This window comes from Pseudomonas fluorescens (assembly GCF_000730425.1).
GTDB classification, from domain to species: Bacteria; Pseudomonadota; Gammaproteobacteria; order Pseudomonadales; family Pseudomonadaceae; genus Aquipseudomonas; species Aquipseudomonas fluorescens_X.
The window spans coordinates 1,365,447-1,383,072 of the sequence record NZ_CP008896.1 but is presented as its reverse complement, the minus strand read 5'-3'; the positions used below and the strand labels follow the sequence as shown (position 1 = coordinate 1,383,072).

General features: G+C 59.7%; 11 protein-coding genes and 1 pseudogene. 7 read left to right on the top strand and 5 right to left on the bottom strand.

Going from position 1 to position 17,626, the window contains the following annotated elements:
- The first annotated feature begins 9 nt into the window (after positions 1-9).
- The 5 genes from HZ99_RS05750 to HZ99_RS05730 all read left to right on the top strand — a co-directional run bounded on the left by HZ99_RS05750 (position 10) and on the right by HZ99_RS05730 (position 8,890).
- Entirely contained in the window at positions 10-1,737 is a 1,728-nt protein-coding gene (locus HZ99_RS05750; RefSeq protein WP_038441780.1) for an autotransporter assembly complex protein TamA, read from the top strand.
- On the top strand, positions 1,734-5,408 hold the full coding sequence (locus HZ99_RS05745; RefSeq protein ID WP_038441779.1) for a translocation/assembly module TamB domain-containing protein: 3,675 nt from the start codon (positions 1,734-1,736) through the stop codon (positions 5,406-5,408). Before HZ99_RS05750 ends, HZ99_RS05745 begins: the two co-directional genes overlap by 4 nt.
- A 258-nt stretch (positions 5,409-5,666) precedes the next feature.
- Positions 5,667-6,143 (top strand): MarR family winged helix-turn-helix transcriptional regulator, encoded by a 477-nt coding sequence (locus HZ99_RS05740; RefSeq protein WP_038441777.1) that lies wholly within the window; start codon positions 5,667-5,669, stop codon positions 6,141-6,143.
- Between the two features lie 15 nt (positions 6,144-6,158).
- On the top strand, positions 6,159-7,361 hold the full coding sequence (locus tag HZ99_RS05735; RefSeq protein WP_038441776.1) for an efflux RND transporter periplasmic adaptor subunit: 1,203 nt from the start codon (positions 6,159-6,161) through the stop codon (positions 7,359-7,361).
- A complete protein-coding gene (locus tag HZ99_RS05730) occupies positions 7,361-8,890 on the top strand; it encodes a DHA2 family efflux MFS transporter permease subunit (RefSeq protein ID WP_038441774.1) in 1,530 nt (509 codons plus the stop codon). The genes HZ99_RS05735 and HZ99_RS05730 overlap by 1 nt, the downstream gene beginning before the upstream one ends.
- A gap of 136 nt (positions 8,891-9,026) precedes the next feature.
- On the opposite strand, the gene lpxH is transcribed toward HZ99_RS05730, so the two are convergent.
- Together lpxH and HZ99_RS05720 are read right to left on the bottom strand one after the other, a co-directional pair.
- Complete coding sequence (gene lpxH, locus HZ99_RS05725; protein ID WP_038441773.1) at positions 9,027-9,776, bottom strand: UDP-2,3-diacylglucosamine diphosphatase; 750 nt, start codon at positions 9,774-9,776, stop codon at positions 9,027-9,029.
- A complete protein-coding gene (locus HZ99_RS05720; RefSeq protein ID WP_038441771.1) occupies positions 9,773-10,276 on the bottom strand; it encodes a peptidylprolyl isomerase in 504 nt (167 codons plus the stop codon). Before HZ99_RS05720 ends, lpxH begins: the two co-directional genes overlap by 4 nt.
- A 247-nt stretch (positions 10,277-10,523) precedes the next feature.
- Here HZ99_RS05720 and HZ99_RS05715 point away from each other — a divergent pair, with 247 nt between their 5' ends.
- The gene (locus tag HZ99_RS05715; RefSeq protein WP_038441770.1) at positions 10,524-12,224 is read left to right on the top strand and encodes a glutamine--tRNA ligase/YqeY domain fusion protein; all 1,701 of its coding nucleotides are present in this window, start codon (positions 10,524-10,526) and stop codon (positions 12,222-12,224) included.
- A gap of 19 nt (positions 12,225-12,243) precedes the next feature.
- Entirely contained in the window at positions 12,244-13,632 is a 1,389-nt protein-coding gene (gene cysS / locus HZ99_RS05710) for a cysteine--tRNA ligase (protein ID WP_038441769.1), read from the top strand.
- A gap of 429 nt (positions 13,633-14,061) precedes the next feature.
- On the opposite strand, the pseudogene HZ99_RS05700 reads toward cysS, so the two are convergent.
- From HZ99_RS05700 to HZ99_RS05690, 3 genes and pseudogenes are all read right to left on the bottom strand, one after another.
- A pseudogene (locus HZ99_RS05700) lies at positions 14,062-14,782 on the bottom strand (DUF4225 domain-containing protein).
- Positions 14,779-15,264: an Hcp family type VI secretion system effector gene (locus HZ99_RS05695; protein WP_038441766.1), complete on the bottom strand. Its 486-nt coding sequence runs from the start codon at positions 15,262-15,264 to the stop codon at positions 14,779-14,781. Before HZ99_RS05695 ends, HZ99_RS05700 begins: the two are co-directional and overlap by 4 nt.
- Before the next feature lie 266 nt (positions 15,265-15,530).
- Entirely contained in the window at positions 15,531-17,351 is a 1,821-nt protein-coding gene (locus tag HZ99_RS05690; RefSeq protein ID WP_038441765.1) for a sigma-54-dependent Fis family transcriptional regulator, read from the bottom strand.
- Positions 17,352-17,626: the final 275 nt, after the last annotated feature.

Here is a 17,626-nt window from a genome sequence, read left to right as displayed (position 1 = left end):
TCCGCGCCTATGACGTTTCCGAATAGAGTTACCAGCGGCTTGATTCTGCTGTTCACAAGCTGCGGTGCCTTGGCGCAAAGCGAACTGGACGTACGGGTCAAACCTTCAAACGATGCGCTGAAAGCCAATATCGAAGGCTATATCGGCGGGGTTGGCGAGCGTGATGAAGAGGCCTTGCTGCGCTTCAGCCGTGGCGCCGAGGAGCAGGCGCGCAAGGCCGCCCAGGCACTGGGCTTTTATCAGCCGCAGATTGCCAGTGAGGTCAAGGCCGGCAAGAACCCGCGCCTGATCCTCAGCATCGACCCCGGGGAGCCCGTGCACCTGCGTAATGTCACGATTCGGGTGGACGGCCCGGCGGCCGAGCTCAAATCCTTTCGTGTGCCCGACAGCAAAGACCTCAAGCCCGGCGCCGTACTCAACCACGGCCATTACGAAGACGCCAAGCGCCTGATCCAGAACCAGGCCTCGCGGTTCGGCTATTTCAGTGGCCGTTTTACCCAACAGAAACTGTCCGTCGACCCACAGGCGGGCGTGGCCGATATCGAGCTGGTCTACGACAGCGGCCCGCGCTACACCCTCGGCAAGGTCAACTTTGCCGGCGATACCCCTTTTGATGAAGAACTGTTGCAACGCATGGTGCCGTTCCAGAGTGGCACTCCTTACGATTCCGAGCTGATTGCCGAGCTGAACCAGGCCCTGCAATCGAGCGGTTATTTCGAGGGCGTGCGGGTGGACGCGGCCCCGGCCGCAGCGGCCAATGATGTGATCCCGGTGGCGGTCCAGCTGGAAACCCGCAAACCCCGGACGATGGGGCTGGGCCTGGGTTTTTCCACCGACGTCGGCCCGCGCGGCAAGGCCAACTGGACGCGCCACTGGGTCAACCCCCAGGGGCACAGCTATGGCTGGGAGGCGGAACTGTCGGCGCCCCGGCAGAACGTCGGCCTGTGGTACGACATCCCTCTCGATCCGCCACTGACCGACAAGCTGCGCTTTGCCGGTGGCTACCAGAACGAAGAACTGGCCAATACCGACACCCTCAGCAAACTGCTCACCCTCGGCCCCGAATGGCACAGCAAATTGCCCAGCGGCTGGACGCGGGTGATCTCGCTCAAATGGCAGCGCGAAGAATATCGTCTGGGGGATGATTCCGGCTTGAGCAATCTGCTGATGCCGGGAATCAGCTATTCCTACCTGCGCAGCGACAACCGCATCGACCCCCATAACGGCTACCGCCTGCAATTCGATACCAAGGTGGCCAAGGAAGGGCTGGGCTCGGACACCAACCTGCTTTACGGCACCGCCATGATCAAGGGCTTGACCACCGTGTGGGACAAGCATCGCTTGCTCGGCCGCGCGCAGTTTGGCGGCAGTGCCACCAACGGCTACAGGTCCGTGCCCCCGTCCCTGCGCTTTTTTGCCGGTGGCGACCAGAGCGTGCGCGGCTACGAGTATCAGACGCTGTCCCCGGAAAACAACGAGGGCGATCGCATCGGTGGCCGCTACATGGTGGCCTTGAGCGCCGAATATCAATATTCCATTGCCGAAAAATGGCGGATCGCGACCTTTGTCGACCAGGGCAACTCCTTTGACAGCCTGGAATTGCCGAGCCTGAAAACCGGGGTCGGCGTGGGCGTGCGCTGGGTGTCGCCGGTTGGCCCGATTCGTCTTGACCTGGCCCATGCCCTGGAAGATCCGGGCGGTATTCGTTTGCATTTTTCCATGGGGCCTGAGCTGTGAAACGTGGTTTGAAAATAGCGGGCTTGAGCGTGGTAGCGGTCGCCGCCTTAGTGCCACTGGCCGTATGGAGCGTACTGGGTACGCAAACCGGCAGTCGCTGGGCCCTCGGCCAGGTTGCGGGTTTGACCGTGGACAACTTCCAGGGCCGCCTGGGCGGGCAATGGAGCGCCGATCATCTGCTGTGGCAACAAGACAGCAGCCGTGTGGCGCTGAGTGCACCGAAATTCGACTGGTCGCCAGCGTGTCTGCTGCGCATGACCCTGTGCATCCAGCGACTGGACGTGGAGCAGGTCAGCCTGCAGTTCCCACCCAGCACCGAAGAAAGCAGCGGGCCGATTACCTTGCCTGAGCTGGACCTGCCCGTGGCCATCGAGCTGGGCGACGTGCGCGTCGGCAGCTTGCTGTTCAACGGCAGCGAAGAACTCCAGGGCCTGCAACTGGCGGCACGCTGGACCGGCGAAGGAATGAAGATCGATACGGTGCACCTGCAACGCGATGGCCTGGTGCTGGACCTCAGCGGCTTGCTGCAACCTACCGGCGACTGGCCGTTGACGGCGACCGGCAACCTGAGCCTGCCCTACGCCCCGGGTGGTGCGCCATGGGCCGTGGCGCTGAATGTTACGGGTGACTTGCTCAAGACGCTCAAGCTCGACGCCGACAGCACCGGCTACCTGCCCGCCAAACTCAGCGGCGAACTGCAACCTTTGGTCGAGAACCTGCCAGCACAACTGCATATCACCGCCGATGGCTTCAAACCCGCCGCCGACCTGCCGGATACTTTGCAGCTCAACCAACTGGACCTGACGGCCAGCGGCGACCTGGGCAAGGGTTATCAGTTGCTGGGCAAAGCCGTTTTGCCAGCGGAAAAAGGCCCGGTTGACCTGTTGCTGCAAGGCCGGGTCGACGCCAAGGGGGCGCAGGTCGCCGGCCTGGAGCTGACCGCCGGGGACAAGCAAAGCCTCAAGCTCAGTGCCCAGCTGGATTGGCAACAGGGTTTCAGCGCGGACGCAAAGATCGACTGGCTGGACTTTCCCTGGCATCGCCTCTATCCGGTGATTGACGAGCCGCAAGTGGTGTTGCGCACCTTCAACGGCGAAGTCTCCTACAAGGACGGCAACTACCTGGGCAATCTCAAGGCCGACCTCGATGGCCCGGCCGGCCAGTTCAGCCTGGTCACGCCATTGAGCGGCGACCTGACCCAGGTGTTCCTGCCGGAACTGAAGCTGGTCGCCGGCCAGGGTAAGGCCGAAGGCCACCTGAACCTGCAATTTGCCGATGGCATCGCCTGGGATACGGCGCTGGACTTGTCGGCGATCAACCCGGCGTACTGGGTCGCGGAACTGCCGGGCACGCTCGCCGGGCCGCTGCGCAGCCAGGGTGAAATGAAAAACCAGCAACTCAAGCTCAATGCGGACCTCGACCTCAAGGGCCGCCTGCGCGGCCAGCCCGCGGTGCTGGCCGCCAAGGCCGAAGGCGCGGGCGAGCAGTGGACCCTGGCCAATCTGGATATCCGCCTGGGTGACAACCGCATCAACGGCAGTGGCAGCCTGCAGCAACGCCTGGCCGGGCAGATCGACATCAAGCTCGCACACCTGGCACAGCTGTGGCCGCAGTTGCGTGGGCAGATCAATGGCCGGCTCGATGTGGCCGGTACGTTGCAGGCGCCCCAAGGCAAGCTCGACCTCAAGGGGCAGCAACTGGCGTTTGAAGATAACCGCCTGCAAGCCCTCAGCCTGGACGCGGCGCTTGATAGCGCACAACGGGCGAAGATCGACCTCAAGGGCAGCGGCATCCAGGCCGGCGACACCCAGGTCGGCACCCTGACCGCCAGCGCCCAGGGCGATATCAAAAACCAGAAAGTCCAACTGGACCTGATGGGCCCCCTGGTCAAACTGGCCCTGGCCCTGGACGGCACCCTCGACAAAGGCAACTGGCGTGGGCGCCTGGCCAGTGGCGACGTACAGGCCGGTGGCCAGGACTGGAAACTGCAGGCTCCGGCGAAAATCGAGCGCCTGGCCGACGGCAGGCTGACTTTCGCCGCCCATTGCTGGGTTTCCGGCCCCGCCAGCCTGTGTGGCGAAGACCAGCGGCTGATGCCCGATCCCAAGCTGCGTTACCACCTCAAGCAGTTCCCTATCGACAGCCTGGCGCAATGGCTGCCCAAGGATTTTGCCTGGCAGGGCAAGCTCAATGCCGATATCCAGCTCGACCTGCCGGCTAGCGGCCCCAAGGGCCTGGTCGCGGTGGATGCCAGTGGCGGCCTGCTGCGGGTCAAGGATAAGGACCAGTGGCTGGATTTCCCCTACGACACCCTCAAGCTGGAAACCACACTCAACCCCACGCGCATCGATACCCAGCTGAATTTTCGCGGCGGCAAGCTCGGTGAGTTGCTGCTACAGACACAGATCAACCCCTTGGCGAAAAACAAGCCGATCTCCGGCAACTTCAGCCTCACCGGCCTGGACCTGGCGGTCGCGCGGCCGTTTGTGCCGATGGTGGAAAAACTCAGTGGCAAGCTCAATGGCAGCGGGCGGATCTCCGGCGGGTTGCTGGCGCCCCAGGTCAACGGCAACGTCAACCTGATCGCCGGCGAGGTTTCCGGGCCTGAGCTGCCCATCAGCCTTGAAGGCCTGAACGTGCAGGCACTGATTGCCGGTGAAAGCGTACAGCTCAATGGCGGCTGGCGCAGTGGCAAGGCCGGCCAGGGCAGCCTCAAGGGGCAGATCGACTGGGGGCGTGCCCTGGTCGTTGACCTCAGCCTGCAGGGTTCACAGTTACCGGTGACGGTCGAACCCTACGCCAAGCTGGAAGTGGCGCCTGACCTGAAGATCACCCTCAAGGACGACAAGTTGGCGATTGCCGGCAACGTCCACATCCCGCGCGGCGATATCACCGTGCGCGAGCTGCCGCCGTCGACGGTCAAAGTCTCGGATGACACGGTGATCGTCGGCAGCCAGACCGAAGAGGGCAAGCCGCCGATGGCCATGGCCATGGATATCAACGTGGTTGTGGGCGAGGACCAGCTCAACTTTGCCGGCTTCGGCCTGACGGCCAAGGTCCAGGGCCGGGTGCATATCGGCGACAACCTGGACACCCGTGGCGAGCTCTGGCTCAACGATGGCCGCTACCGTGCCTACGGCCAGAAACTCGACGTGCGCCGTGCGCGCCTGCTGTTCGCCGGGCCACTCGACCAGCCGTATCTGGATATTGAAGCCATCCGCAAGACCGACGACGTGATCGCCGGTATCCGCCTGAGCGGCAGCGCCGAACAGCCGACCACGCAAATCTTCTCGGAACCGGCCATGAGCCAGGAGCAGGCGCTGTCCTACCTGGTGCTGGGGCGTCCGTTGAGCACCACCGGCGAAGACAACAACATGCTGGCGCAAGCGGCGCTGGGCCTGGGTTTGATGGGCAGTGCCGGCGTGACGTCCGATATTGCCAAGAACCTGGGGATCCAGGACTTTGAACTGGACACCCAGGGCAGTGGCACCAATACAGCGGTGGTGGCCAGCGGCAAGATCACCGAAAAACTCAGCCTGCGGTATGGGGTCGGGGTGTTCGAGCCGGCCAGCACCATTGCCTTGCGTTACCTGCTGAGCAAGCGGGTGTACCTGGAAGTGGCCAGCGGCGTGGCCAGTTCCCTGGATATCTTCTACAAGCGGGATTTCTGACGGCTAAACGCACACCAAACTGTAGGCGCTGGCTTGCCAGCGATCACGGTAGTTCAGTCACTATTTCCAGTGCCTGACACACCGCTATCGCTGGCAAGCCAGCGCCTACAGTTGTGTTGTGGGGTATCCCAAACGTTCAACCGGCCTCCAGCCCTCGGTGAATTACCAAGCAACCTAACTATTTGTTTGACATTCGCTGCCTAGGCAGTAATATTTAGTCACATATTCACTGCCTAGGCAGTAATAAGGTGACTTTCGATGGAACACTTCACCCCGGAAAACTTCCACACCTGCCATCTCGGGTTGTTGCTCGGGCGCGCCGCGATTCTCAAGGACCGCATCATCGACACCCATATGGAACCCCACGGCATCACTGCCGCGCAGTTCAAGGTGTTGATCATCATGGCCCAGTTCGGCGTCGATACCCCGGCAGAGCTATGCCGCAACCTGTCCCTGGACAGCGGTTCGATGACCCGCATGCTCGACCGCCTGGAGCAAAAAGACCTGCTGGCGCGCAAGCGCTCCGAACAGGATCGGCGCCAGGTGCAGTTGGTGCTGACCGACGAGGGCCAGCGCCTGGCGGACATGTTGCCGCAGATCGGCGCCCAGGCCCTGAACCAACTGGCGGGCGTACTGGAACCGGGGGAGTTGCAGGCACTGGAAAACATCCTGAAAAAAATCCTGATTGCTGCGGGTGATCCCATCACGCTCCAGCGAGTAGGGCGCACTGATTAACCCAAGGTATTTGTCATGGCGACTGCCCAAGCAAACAACACCGCTCAATCCGAACCCAGCGACAGTAACCCGCGCAAACGCAAAGTCATGTTGTTGGGCCTGACGCTGATCGTCGTGCTCTGCATCGTGGGCGTCTGGGGCTGGTACCAGTTGTATGGCCGCTGGAGCGAAAGCACCGATGATGCCTACGTCAACGGCAATGTCGTGGAAATCACCCCGTTGGTCACCGGCACCGTGGTCAGCATTGGTGCCGACGATGGCGACCTGGTTCACGAAGGCCAGGTGCTGATCAATTTTGACCCCAACGACGCAGCTGTCGGCCTGCAAAGTGCCCAGGCCAACCTGGCACGCACGGTGCGCCAGGTGCGCGGCTTGTACAGCAATGTAGATGGCATGAAAGCCCAGGTGCAGGCGCAAAAAGCCCAGGTGCAAACCGCCCAGGACAACTTCAACCGCCGCCGGATCCTCGCACAGGGTGGCGCGATTTCCCTCGAAGAGCTGTCCCATGCCCGCGACGCCCTGAGCGCGGCGAGCAATTCACTGGCCAACCTGCAACAGCAGCTCAATACCTCCACCGCGTTGGTGGATGACACGGTGATTTCGTCTCACCCCGATGTGCAGGCAGCGGCTGCGCAACTGCGCCAGGCCTACCTGACCAATGCGCGCAGCACCCTGATCGCCCCCGTCACCGGCTATGTGGCCAAGCGCACCGTGCAACTGGGCCAGCGGGTCGAACCGGGTACCGCGTTGATGGCGGTGATTCCCCTGGACCAACTGTGGATCGACGCCAACTTCAAGGAAACCCAACTGCGCCAGATGCGCATTGGCCAGCCGGTGGATATCGAGGCTGATATCTACGGCAGCGACGTGAAGTACAGCGGCACCGTCGACAGCCTCGGTGCTGGCACCGGTAGCGCATTTGCCTTGCTGCCGGCGCAGAACGCCACGGGCAACTGGATCAAGATCGTGCAACGGGTGCCGGTACGCATCCATATCAATGCCCAGGAGTTGGCCCAGCACCCGTTGCGGGTGGGCTTGTCGACCCAGGTGGACGTCAACCTGCACGACCAGAGCGGCCCGGTGCTGGCGCAACAACCGCCGCAAAAAGCTTCGTTCAGCACCAATGTGTATGACCGCCAGTTGGCCGAGGCCGACGCGATGATCACCCAGTTGATCCATGACAACAGCGTGGCCACGCCCAAGGCAGCACAACGCTGATGAGCAATAACGCCTCCTTCACGCCGCCGAGCTTGCTGATGGCCACCATTGGCCTGTCCCTGGCGACTTTTATGCAGGTGCTCGACACCACCATCGCCAATGTGGCGCTGCCGACCATCTCCGGCAACCTGGGGGTGAGTTCGGAGCAGGGGACCTGGGTCATCACCTCATTTGCCGTAAGCAATGCCATCGCGCTGCCGCTGACCGGTTGGTTGAGCCGGCGCTTTGGCGAAGTGAAGCTGTTTTTATGGGCCACCCTGCTGTTTGTGCTGGCCTCGTTCCTGTGTGGCGTGTCTACCTCGATGCCCGAGCTGATCGGTTTTCGGGTGCTGCAAGGCTTGGTAGCAGGGCCCTTGTACCCGATGACCCAGACGCTGCTGATCGCCGTCTATCCGCCTGCCCGGCGCGGCATGGCCCTGGCATTGCTGGCGATGGTGACGGTGGTCGCGCCGATTGCGGGTCCGATTCTTGGCGGCTGGATTACCGACAGTTACAGCTGGCCGTGGATCTTCTTTATCAACGTGCCCATCGGGATCTTTGCGGTGATGGTGGTGCGTTCGCAGCTCAAGAAGCGACCGGTGGTGACCAGCCATCAGCCGATGGATTATGTCGGCCTGTTGAGCCTGATCGTCGGGGTCGGTGCCTTGCAGGTCATTCTCGATAAGGGCAATGACCTGGACTGGTTCGAGTCCAATTTCATCATCATCGGTGCGGCCATCTCAGTGGTCGCCCTGGCGGTGTTCGTGATCTGGGAAATGACCGACAAACATCCGGTGGTCAACCTGCGCCTGTTTGCCCACCGCAATTTCCGCATCGGCACCCTTGTGCTGGTGCTGGGCTACGCCGGGTTCTTCGGTATCAACCTGATCCTGCCGCAATGGCTACAGACACAGATGGGCTACACCGCCACCTGGGCCGGGTTGGCCGTGGCGCCGATCGGCATCCTGCCGGTGCTGATGTCGCCCTTTGTCGGCAAGTACGCACACAGGTTCGACTTGAGGCTGCTGGCCGGCCTGGCGTTCCTGGCGATTGGCCTGAGCTGCTTTATGCGTGCCGGCTTTACCAATCAAGTGGACTTCCAGCATATCGCCATGGTGCAACTGTTCATGGGTATCGGCGTAGCGCTGTTCTTTATGCCGACCTTGAGCATCCTGATGTCCGACCTGCCGCCACACCAGATTGCCGACGGTGCGGGCCTGGCAACCTTCCTGCGGACCCTGGGCGGCAGCTTTGCGGCATCGCTGACCACTTGGATCTGGATTCGCCGGGCTGACCAGCACCATGCCTACATGAGCGAGAGCATGAGTGTGTACGACTCGGCCACCCGTGATGCACTGAACGCCCTGGGTGGCGCCGGCCACAAGGCTTATGCGCAACTGGACCAGGTTCTCACCAGCCAGGCGTACATGATGTCTACCGTGGACTACTTCACGTTGCTGGGGTGGATGTTCATGGGCTTGATCCTGCTGGTGTGGCTGGCCAAGCCACCGTTTACGGCGAAGGCGGGGCCGGCAGCGTCGGGTCACTGATCTTGCAGCGCACGCGGTCAAAAATGTGGGAGCGGGCTTGCTCGCGAATGCGCTGTGTCAGTCGACACCTTAGGTGACTGACGCAGCGCATTCGCGAGCAAGCCCGCTCCCACATTTGATTCGTGTTGTTTGTAAGTCAGGCGCCAGGCAACGCCAACTGCGGGTTGACGAAGTCAAACGCCGCCAGCTGGAAACCTTGCTCATCCACTTGCAGCGCCCAGCCTTGCTTGTCCCAATCGCCCAGCACAATGCGCTTGGCCGCCTGTTCGCCAATCTGCAACTTGTGAATGGCCGGGCGGTGGGTGTGGCCATGGACCAGGGTGCGCACGCCGAAGGCCTGCATCACCCGTGGTACTTCCTCGGGCGTCACATCGACAATATCGTTGGCCTTCATGCGCACCTGCGCCCGGCTTTCACTGCGCAGCTTGCGCGCCAGTTTATGGCGGGTGCGCAAGGGCAGGTGACGCAGGATAAACAGCACGATGGGGTTACGCAGGATGCGCCGCAGCTTCATATAGCCGAGGTCGCGGGTACACAGGCTGTCGCCGTGCATCAACAGCACGGGCTCGCCATACAACTGCACGACGGTGGGGTCCTTGAGCAAGGTCGCCCCTGCAGCTTTGCAGAAGGCCTTGCCGATCAGGAAATCCCGGTTGCCGTGCATCAGGAATAGTTGGGTGCCACTCTCGCTCAGCTCACGCAGTGCTTCGCAAATCGAACGCTGGAACGGGGTCATGCCATCGTCGCCAATCCAGGCTTCGAAAAAGTCTCCCAGGATGTACAACGCTTGCGCACCACGGGCGCGACCGTGCAGTAAATCCAGAAACGCCCGGGTAATATCCGGGCGCTCCTCTTCCAGATGCAAGTCTGAAATCAGCAATATCACGCAATGATCTCGGCTTTCTCGATGATCACGTCTTCTACCGGAACGTCCTGGTGCCCGGCTTTACCGGTGGTCTGCACGCCTTTGATCTTGTCGACGATGTCCTGGCCTTCGGTCACTTTGCCGAACACCGCGTAGCCCCAACCCTGCACGGTCTTGGCGCTATGGTTCAGGAAGGCGTTGTCGGCCACGTTGATGAAGAACTGCGCGGAGGCCGAATGCGGCTCCATGGTACGGGCCATGGCGACGGTGTACTTGTCGTTGGAAAGGCCGTTGTCCGCTTCGTTCTGGATGCTTGGACGCTTGTCTTTCTTTTCTTTCATGCCAGGCTCGAAACCGCCGCCCTGGATCATGAAGTTGCCGATGACACGGTGGAAAACAGTGTTTTCGTAGTGGCCGGCGTTAACGTATTCGATGAAGTTGGCGACGGTGGTCGGCGCTTTCTCGGTGTTCAGCTCGATGACGATGTCACCGTGATTGGTGCTGAGTTTGACTTGAGTCATGTTCACTACTCTTTCAAGGAATTCGTGGGGTCTGGCGCGTCACACGCCTGCACCTGTTTGGCAACGTGCTGCCAAGGCGCGCAGTTTAGCGTGCCCTGCAGGAATTTCGAGGTGGTTTTTCACCACCCATGCAATAAATGCAGCAGTTTTTGAGCCTGCCCTGTCAGGTGCTTGACAGCATCGGCTATGATAAGCCCTTTGTTTGTCTGGCCTGACCCGGCCACGTACCTGTCTGTTCAAGGATCCTATGAGCAAGCCCACTGTCGACCCTACCTCGAATTCCAAGGCCGGACCTGCCGTCCCGGTCAATTTCCTGCGCCCGATCATCCAGGCGGACCTGGATTCGGGCAAGCACACGCAGATCGTCACCCGTTTCCCGCCTGAGCCCAACGGTTACCTGCATATCGGCCACGCCAAGTCGATCTGTGTGAACTTCGGCCTGGCCCAGGAGTTCGGTGGCGTCACGCACCTGCGTTTCGACGACACCAACCCGGCCAAGGAAGACCAGGAATACATCGACGCCATCGAAAGCGACATCAAGTGGCTGGGCTTTGAATGGTCCGGTGAAGTGCGCTATGCCTCCAAGTATTTCGACCAGTTGTTCGACTGGGCCGTGGAGCTGATCAAGGCCGGCAAGGCCTACGTCGACGACCTGAGCCCCGAGCAGGCCAAGGAGTACCGTGGCACCCTGACCGAGCCGGGCAAGAACAGCCCGTTCCGCGACCGTTCGGTAGAAGAGAACCTGGACTGGTTCACCCGCATGCGCGACGGTGAGTTCCCGGACGGCGCCCGTGTACTGCGGGCCAAGATCGACATGGCCTCGCCGAACATGAACCTGCGCGACCCGATCATGTACCGCATCCGTCATGCCCATCACCACCAGACCGGTGACAAGTGGTGCATCTACCCCAACTACGACTTCACCCACGGTCAGTCGGACGCCATCGAAGGCATCACCCACTCCATCTGCACCCTGGAGTTCGAAAGCCATCGCCCGTTGTACGAATGGTTCCTGGACAGCCTGCCGGTGCCGGCACACCCGCGCCAGTATGAATTCAGCCGCCTGAACCTGAACTACACCATCACCAGCAAGCGCAAGCTCAAGCAACTGGTCGATGAAAAGCACGTCCATGGCTGGGATGACCCGCGCATGTCGACCCTGTCGGGTTTCCGCCGTCGTGGCTACACCCCGGCTTCGATCCGCCACTTCTGCGACATGGTCGGTACCAACCGCTCCGACGGCGTGGTCGACTTCGGCATGCTTGAATTCAGCATCCGCCAGGACCTCGATGCGAACGCACCACGCGCCATGTGCGTGCTGCGTCCGTTGAAAGTCGTGATCACCAATTACCCGCAAGACCAGGTCGAGAACCTCGAACTGCCGCGTCATCCACAGAAGGAAGAGCTCGGCGTGCGCAAGCTGCCGTTCGCCCGTGAAATCTACATCGACCGCGATGACTTCATGGAAGAGCCGCCAAAAGGCTACAAGCGCCTGGAGCCGAACGGCGAAGTACGCCTGCGTGGCAGCTACGTGATCCGTGCCGACGAAGCCATCAAGGACGCCGATGGCAACATCGTCGAACTGCGTTGCTCGTACGATCCGGATACCCTGGGCAAGAACCCGGAAGGCCGCAAGGTCAAAGGTGTCGTGCACTGGGTGCCGGCTGCTGCCAGCGTCGAGTGCGAAGTGCGCCTGTACGATCGCCTGTTCCGCTCGGCCAACCCAGAGAAGGCCGAAGACAGCGCCAGTTTCCTCGACAACATCAACCCTGACTCCCTGCAAGTACTTACTGGTTGTCGTGCCGAGCCATCGCTTGGCGACGCACAGCCGGAAGACCGTTTCCAGTTCGAGCGCGAAGGCTACTTCTGCGCAGATATCAAGGACTCGAAACCTGGTCATCCGGTATTCAACCGTACCGTGACCTTGCGTGATTCGTGGGGCCAGTGATCAGTCTTAAGGATTCATCGTGCTAACGATCTACAACACACTCAGCAAGACCAAAGAAGTCTTCAAGCCGCTGGATGGCAACAAGGTGCGCATGTACGTGTGCGGCATGACCGTGTACGACTATTGCCACATCGGCCATGGCCGCAGCATGGTTGCCTTTGACCTGGTGACCCGCTGGTTGCGCTTCAGCGGTTATGACCTGACTTACGTGCGCAACATCACCGACATCGACGACAAGATCATCAATCGCGCCAATGAAAACGGCGAGTCGTTCGACGCGCTGACCGAGCGCATGATCGCCGCAATGCATGAGGACGAGGCCCGCCTCAACATTCTCAAGCCGGACATGGAGCCGCGCGCCACCGACCACATCCCTGGCATGCACGCGATGATCCAGACCTTGATCGACAAGGGCTACGCCTACGCCCCGGGCAATGGCGACGTGTACTACCGCGTCGCCAAGTTCATGGGCTACGGCAAGTTGTCGCGCAAGAAAATCGAAGACCTGCGCATCGGCGCCCGCATCGAAGTCGACGAAGCCAAGCAAGATCCGCTGGACTTCGTGCTGTGGAAAGGCACCAAGCCCGGCGAGCCGAGCTGGGAGTCACCATGGGGCGCGGGACGTCCGGGCTGGCACATCGAATGCTCGGTGATGTCCACCTGCTGCCTGGGCGAGACCTTCGACATTCATGGCGGCGGCAGCGACCTGGAGTTCCCGCACCACGAGAACGAAATCGCCCAGAGCGAAGCAGCCACCGGCAAGACCTACGCCAACGCGTGGATGCATTGCGGCATGATTCGCATCAATGGCGAGAAGATGTCCAAGTCCTTGAACAACTTCTTCACCATCCGCGACGTGCTGGAAAAGTACCACCCAGAGGTTGTGCGTTACTTGCTGGTGTCGAGCCACTACCGCAGCGCCATCAACTACTCGGAAGACAACCTCAAGGATGCCAAGGGCGCCCTGGAGCGTTTCTACCATGCGTTGAAAGGCTTGCCTTCTGTAGCGCCTGCCGGCGGCGAAGCCTTCGTCTCAAGGTTTACCGAAGTCATGAACGACGACTTCGGCACCCCGGAAGCCTGCGCGGTGCTGTTCGAGATGGTGCGCGAGATCAACCGTCTGCGTGAGAGCGATCTCGACGCGGCGGCGGGTCTGGCGGCGCGCTTGAAAGAACTGGCGAGCGTGCTGGGTGTGCTGCAGATGGAAGCCGACGACTTTCTGCAAGCCGGCGCCGAAGGGCGTGTGGATGCTGCCGAAGTCGACGCACTGATCCAGGCCCGCCTCAATGCCCGTGCCAACAAGGACTGGGCAGAATCCGACCGCATCCGCGACCAACTCACCGCCATGGGCGTGGTGTTGGAAGACGGGAAGGGTGGGACGACGTGGCGGTTGGCTGATCAGGCCTGATTGGTAAACGCTGAATGAAAAACGCCCCGACTGGTTCGGGGCGTTTTTTTGGACGAATAGCTGTAGCATTGCTTGGATTTTAAATCTTCTGTCTTCTCTGTAAATAGCGGGTTTTTTGTTATGTGCGCACTTAGCGTTTCCAGAACCAAGTCAAATCTCGCTTGGCTGGTATAGCGCCAGCATGCAGTAGGAAACAAATAAGTGCCAGCCATCCTATAAAAGGGTATTCGTCGATTACTTCAGGCCTGTATCCAAGTGTTGGAAAAATATTGAATTTTGCGATTTTATAGTGGATTGCCATTAAGAGCATGTTCGGGATTAAGCCCAGAAATAGCCTGATGTATCCTAGGTTTTTACTGGAAATTAAAACTCTAAGAGCGTAAGCGGAAAAGACTCCTGATAAGGCCAGTATTGGAAACAACCAAATGATCATTTTATTGTCTCTCGGTAAAGTTGGTCGAGTGTAATTCCGTCTATAACAGTCTCAGTAGCCAATGAAATAGGTTTCATGGTTTTGTATGCTCGTACGCGATCGCTGTCGAGGTATCTGAATAAGCGCCAAGCATCTGGTTTTAATACGTGCCTCACAACGCTATAGGCAGACAGTCCAATATCAACTGAACCATAAGCAATATTGGCCCCGCGCTCGTCATAACCCATAGCGGATGCTGCCGATTGATACGCGCCACGTACCGGCCCCACCGTATCCGATTGCCCTGTCATCAGGTTACGTCCACTTTCATATACGTTATTTGCGCCATGCGCCATGCGCCATCAGCGGCACCCCGGCAATAAGGCAGAGCGTGCCAACGGAGGCGTAGCAAATTCCAGCGCCTGTGGCTATTTGCAGCGCGCCTGCTACAACTCCAATACCTTTACGCCCAATCTCCATTGACTGGTTTAGCAGGCTTTGTTGTTCGGTTTTTATCTCTATCAGGCCCTGATTAGCCGTCTTTTTACCCTGCTCTACATCTCTAACGATGCTACGAGCGTAATACGCAACCTCACGATTGAATATTGACCGTGTAATACCATCCTGCAGATGGCGTGCGCTGATGGTGCACGCCTGGCTGGTCAGCCTTCCCGCCGCGTGGCTGACTTCCCATAAGTCATGAAACGTAGTGGCCCGGCTCTTGCTTTTCGAGCTCATCGCCCGGTTTCCCATGAGCCATAACCACTGGTGCCCGCGATATGATGGGTCCAGATGATCTCTCGATAACGAATGGCCAGATGTTCCTGCGCCTCTACATCGGTCAACAGAACAGCGTGCGGCACTTCAACCGTCAGGTTGGCAATAATGCAGCCCCTAATATCGACGGAATAGTATTTTTCGCGCTGACCAGACTGCGAGGTACGATAAAAGTTGATCACGCAGTTCAGTTCTTCTCTGTTCGATAGCGCCACGGCCAATAAGGGGGAGGATTTATCAAGATTCTTTGTGATCACCACCGGGCCGTGGGTGGAAGCCATGACGTTGCCCGTATTGAGCATGTTGTGGTTATAAGAAATCACCATGATTTCATCCATATGCCCCTCCTGACATTTGTTGCCGATAGAGTCCTGGGTTGAGCAGCCTGCCGATATCAGGCCTTGAGATTTTCCTTTGATAGACATGTAACCGTGGTAAGCCATGGGTCAGCACTCTGAGTTATTTGGCTTAAAGATACGAAAGAAAACATATAGAAAATATCAGAGGCTTCACCTTTTATAGTGCGAGCTGGATGTAGGATTATTCGAGGTTTGTATCTGGAGGTACGAAGGGACGGGCCTATTAATAGTTACATTGATTTGTCCCTTCGTAAGTCCTGTTTTTGAGCCGCCGCTTGAGCGGAGGCAAGATCTTCCGAGTAGCAATCCTAGACGCTGTCGGATAAATCTGCGGGTGGGGGCAGTTACTGCTACGTAGCGTCGCGTAATCGCTTGTACAAGGTATTGCGGCTGACCCCCAACTCCCGCGCCAAGTGGGAGATATTGCCGCCGACCGCTGCCAGTCGTTGCTGAAGGTTTTGGCTTTCCTCCCGATCGCCCATAACCACCGGTGCGCTGGGCGAGGCTTGGCCCAGGTCGATAAAAAAATCATCCGGCAGATGCTCCGGGCGGATCGGTTGATCTGCGGCCATGGCCAGTGCCACCTGTATCACGCTGCTGGCCTGGCGCAAGTTGCCTGGCCAGGGATGTTGCTCGAACAACGCCAGCACCTCGGTGCTGAGCCCGGCCCACTGCGTGGGTTCGCGGTGCTGTCGCCACAGTTGCTTGAACAGCGCCTGTTTGTCGCTGCGCTCGCGCAGGGGTGGCAGTTGCAGCGTCAGGCCGCCGATGCGGTAGTACAAATCCTCACGAAACCGTCCGATCTGCACCTGGTCACGCAGCGAGCGATTGGTGGCCGAGATAATGCGCAGGTCCACTGGGAACAGTTCGCTGCTGCCCACGGGCTGTACACAGCGTTCCTGCAATACTCGTAGCAGGCGGGCCTGGGTGGGCAAGGGCATGTCACCGATCTCATCGAGAAACAGCGTGCCTTTGTCCGCCTTGCGGATCAGGCCGATGCTGCCTTTTTGATTGGCGCCGGTGAATGCACCTTTTTCGTAGCCGAACAACTCCGATTCCACCAGTTCCGCAGGAATTGCCGCACAGTTGACCGCGATAAATGCTTGCTGGCTGCGGGAGCTGGTCTGGTGCAGGGCTTTGACGAAGACTTCCTTGCCCACCCCGGTTTCGCCGTGGATCAGTAACGGGATGTCTTTTTCCAGCAGGCGTTCGGCCTGGCGCACGGCTTTTTCGACGCGGCTATCGCCAAAGTGCAGGGTCTTGAGGCCAATGGCCGCGGGGGCTGGCTGGCTGAAGACCCGGGCCTGGACCGGCGTCTGCTTGGGGCGTTTGAGCAGGCACTGGAAACGGTTGCGCCCGGCGGCCTGCAGGGCAAAAGGCAGGCCCTCGGGCTGGTTGAGCAGCTCCAGCAGCGAGACCTTGAACAGGCTGTCGATCATGACCCGCGAAAGGCTGATGCCCAACAGATTGTCGGCGCGGCGATTGGCTGAAAGCACGTGGCCGCTTTCATCAAAGATCAGCAGGCCGGCCCACTGGCTGTCGAGGTTGTTCAGGCCGGTATTGAAGGTCAATTGGAAGTGTTCGCCGCCAAACCGATTGAGGATCAACCGGTTTTCCACGGTCTGGCTCATCATCTTGACCATGCCCAGGGTGTGGGAGGGCGGCAGGTAGCTGTCGCTGGATACATCCAGCACCGCAATGATTTCGCGGTGGGCATCAAAGATCGGTGCGGCCGAGCCGGTCATGAAGCGGTTGGCCTTGAGGAAGTGTTCGTCATGCTCGATATGTACCGCCTGGGCGCAGGCCAGCGCGGTGCCGATGGCGTTGGTGCCGGTGGAGCGTTCCATCCAACCGGCCCCGGCACTGAAACCACGGGCCAGCTTGGGTTCGATGAAGCGCTGGGTGCCCCAGGAACTCAGGACCTGGCCCTGGTTGTCGGCAAGCATGATCAGGCAGTTGGAGTTGCTGAGGATGTTCTCGTAGTAGGGCAACACTTCCTGGTGGGTGGTGTTTATCAGCGAGTGCTGGCTCTCCAGCAATTGGCTGATGCCCTCCGCTGGCAGCTGATCGAAGCTGGGAGCGCTCTGGTGATCCAGGCCGAAGGCGCGACAGCGGCGCCAGGAGTCCTGGATGATGGTGTCGTGGGGCAACAGCGGGGTAGGTGTGGCCATGGTGGTGACCTTCTTTTTATTGTTGTTATGAGCCTTGCCCGCCTCTTGCCGGCGATGGCGGTTTCACGGACGCCATCGCCGGCAAGCCGGCTCCTACAAGAGGAGCGGTGTTGCTGAGCTTACTCAGTGTTGTTCAGAACTGTTCATTGTCAACCCGGCGGTTGTTCAATTGTTCAGTTGTGAATGTTCATTTCTGTTCAGCATTGCGCACAGGTTTTGCTTAAGTCATTGCTAGACAGCCACTTTTTATCATTGGCACGAAACTCGCTCTGCCC

What these genes read in the sequence shown, in the direction of transcription:
- HZ99_RS05750 (WP_038441780.1), top strand. Translation starts at nt 10, where the DNA reads ATGACGTTTCCGAATAGAGTTACCAGCGGCTTGATTCTGCTGTTCACA.
- HZ99_RS05740 (WP_038441777.1), top strand. Translation starts at nt 5,667, where the DNA reads ATGGAACACTTCACCCCGGAAAACTTCCACACCTGCCATCTCGGGTTG.
- HZ99_RS05735 (WP_038441776.1), top strand. Translation starts at nt 6,159, where the DNA reads ATGGCGACTGCCCAAGCAAACAACACCGCTCAATCCGAACCCAGCGAC.
- HZ99_RS05730 (WP_038441774.1), top strand. Translation starts at nt 7,361, where the DNA reads ATGAGCAATAACGCCTCCTTCACGCCGCCGAGCTTGCTGATGGCCACC.
- HZ99_RS05720 (WP_038441771.1), bottom strand. Translation starts at nt 10,276, where the DNA reads ATGACTCAAGTCAAACTCAGCACCAATCACGGTGACATCGTCATCGAG.
- HZ99_RS05715 (WP_038441770.1), top strand. Translation starts at nt 10,524, where the DNA reads ATGAGCAAGCCCACTGTCGACCCTACCTCGAATTCCAAGGCCGGACCT.
- HZ99_RS05695 (WP_038441766.1), bottom strand. Translation starts at nt 15,264, where the DNA reads ATGGCTTACCACGGTTACATGTCTATCAAAGGAAAATCTCAAGGCCTG.
- HZ99_RS05690 (WP_038441765.1), bottom strand. Translation starts at nt 17,351, where the DNA reads ATGGCCACACCTACCCCGCTGTTGCCCCACGACACCATCATCCAGGAC.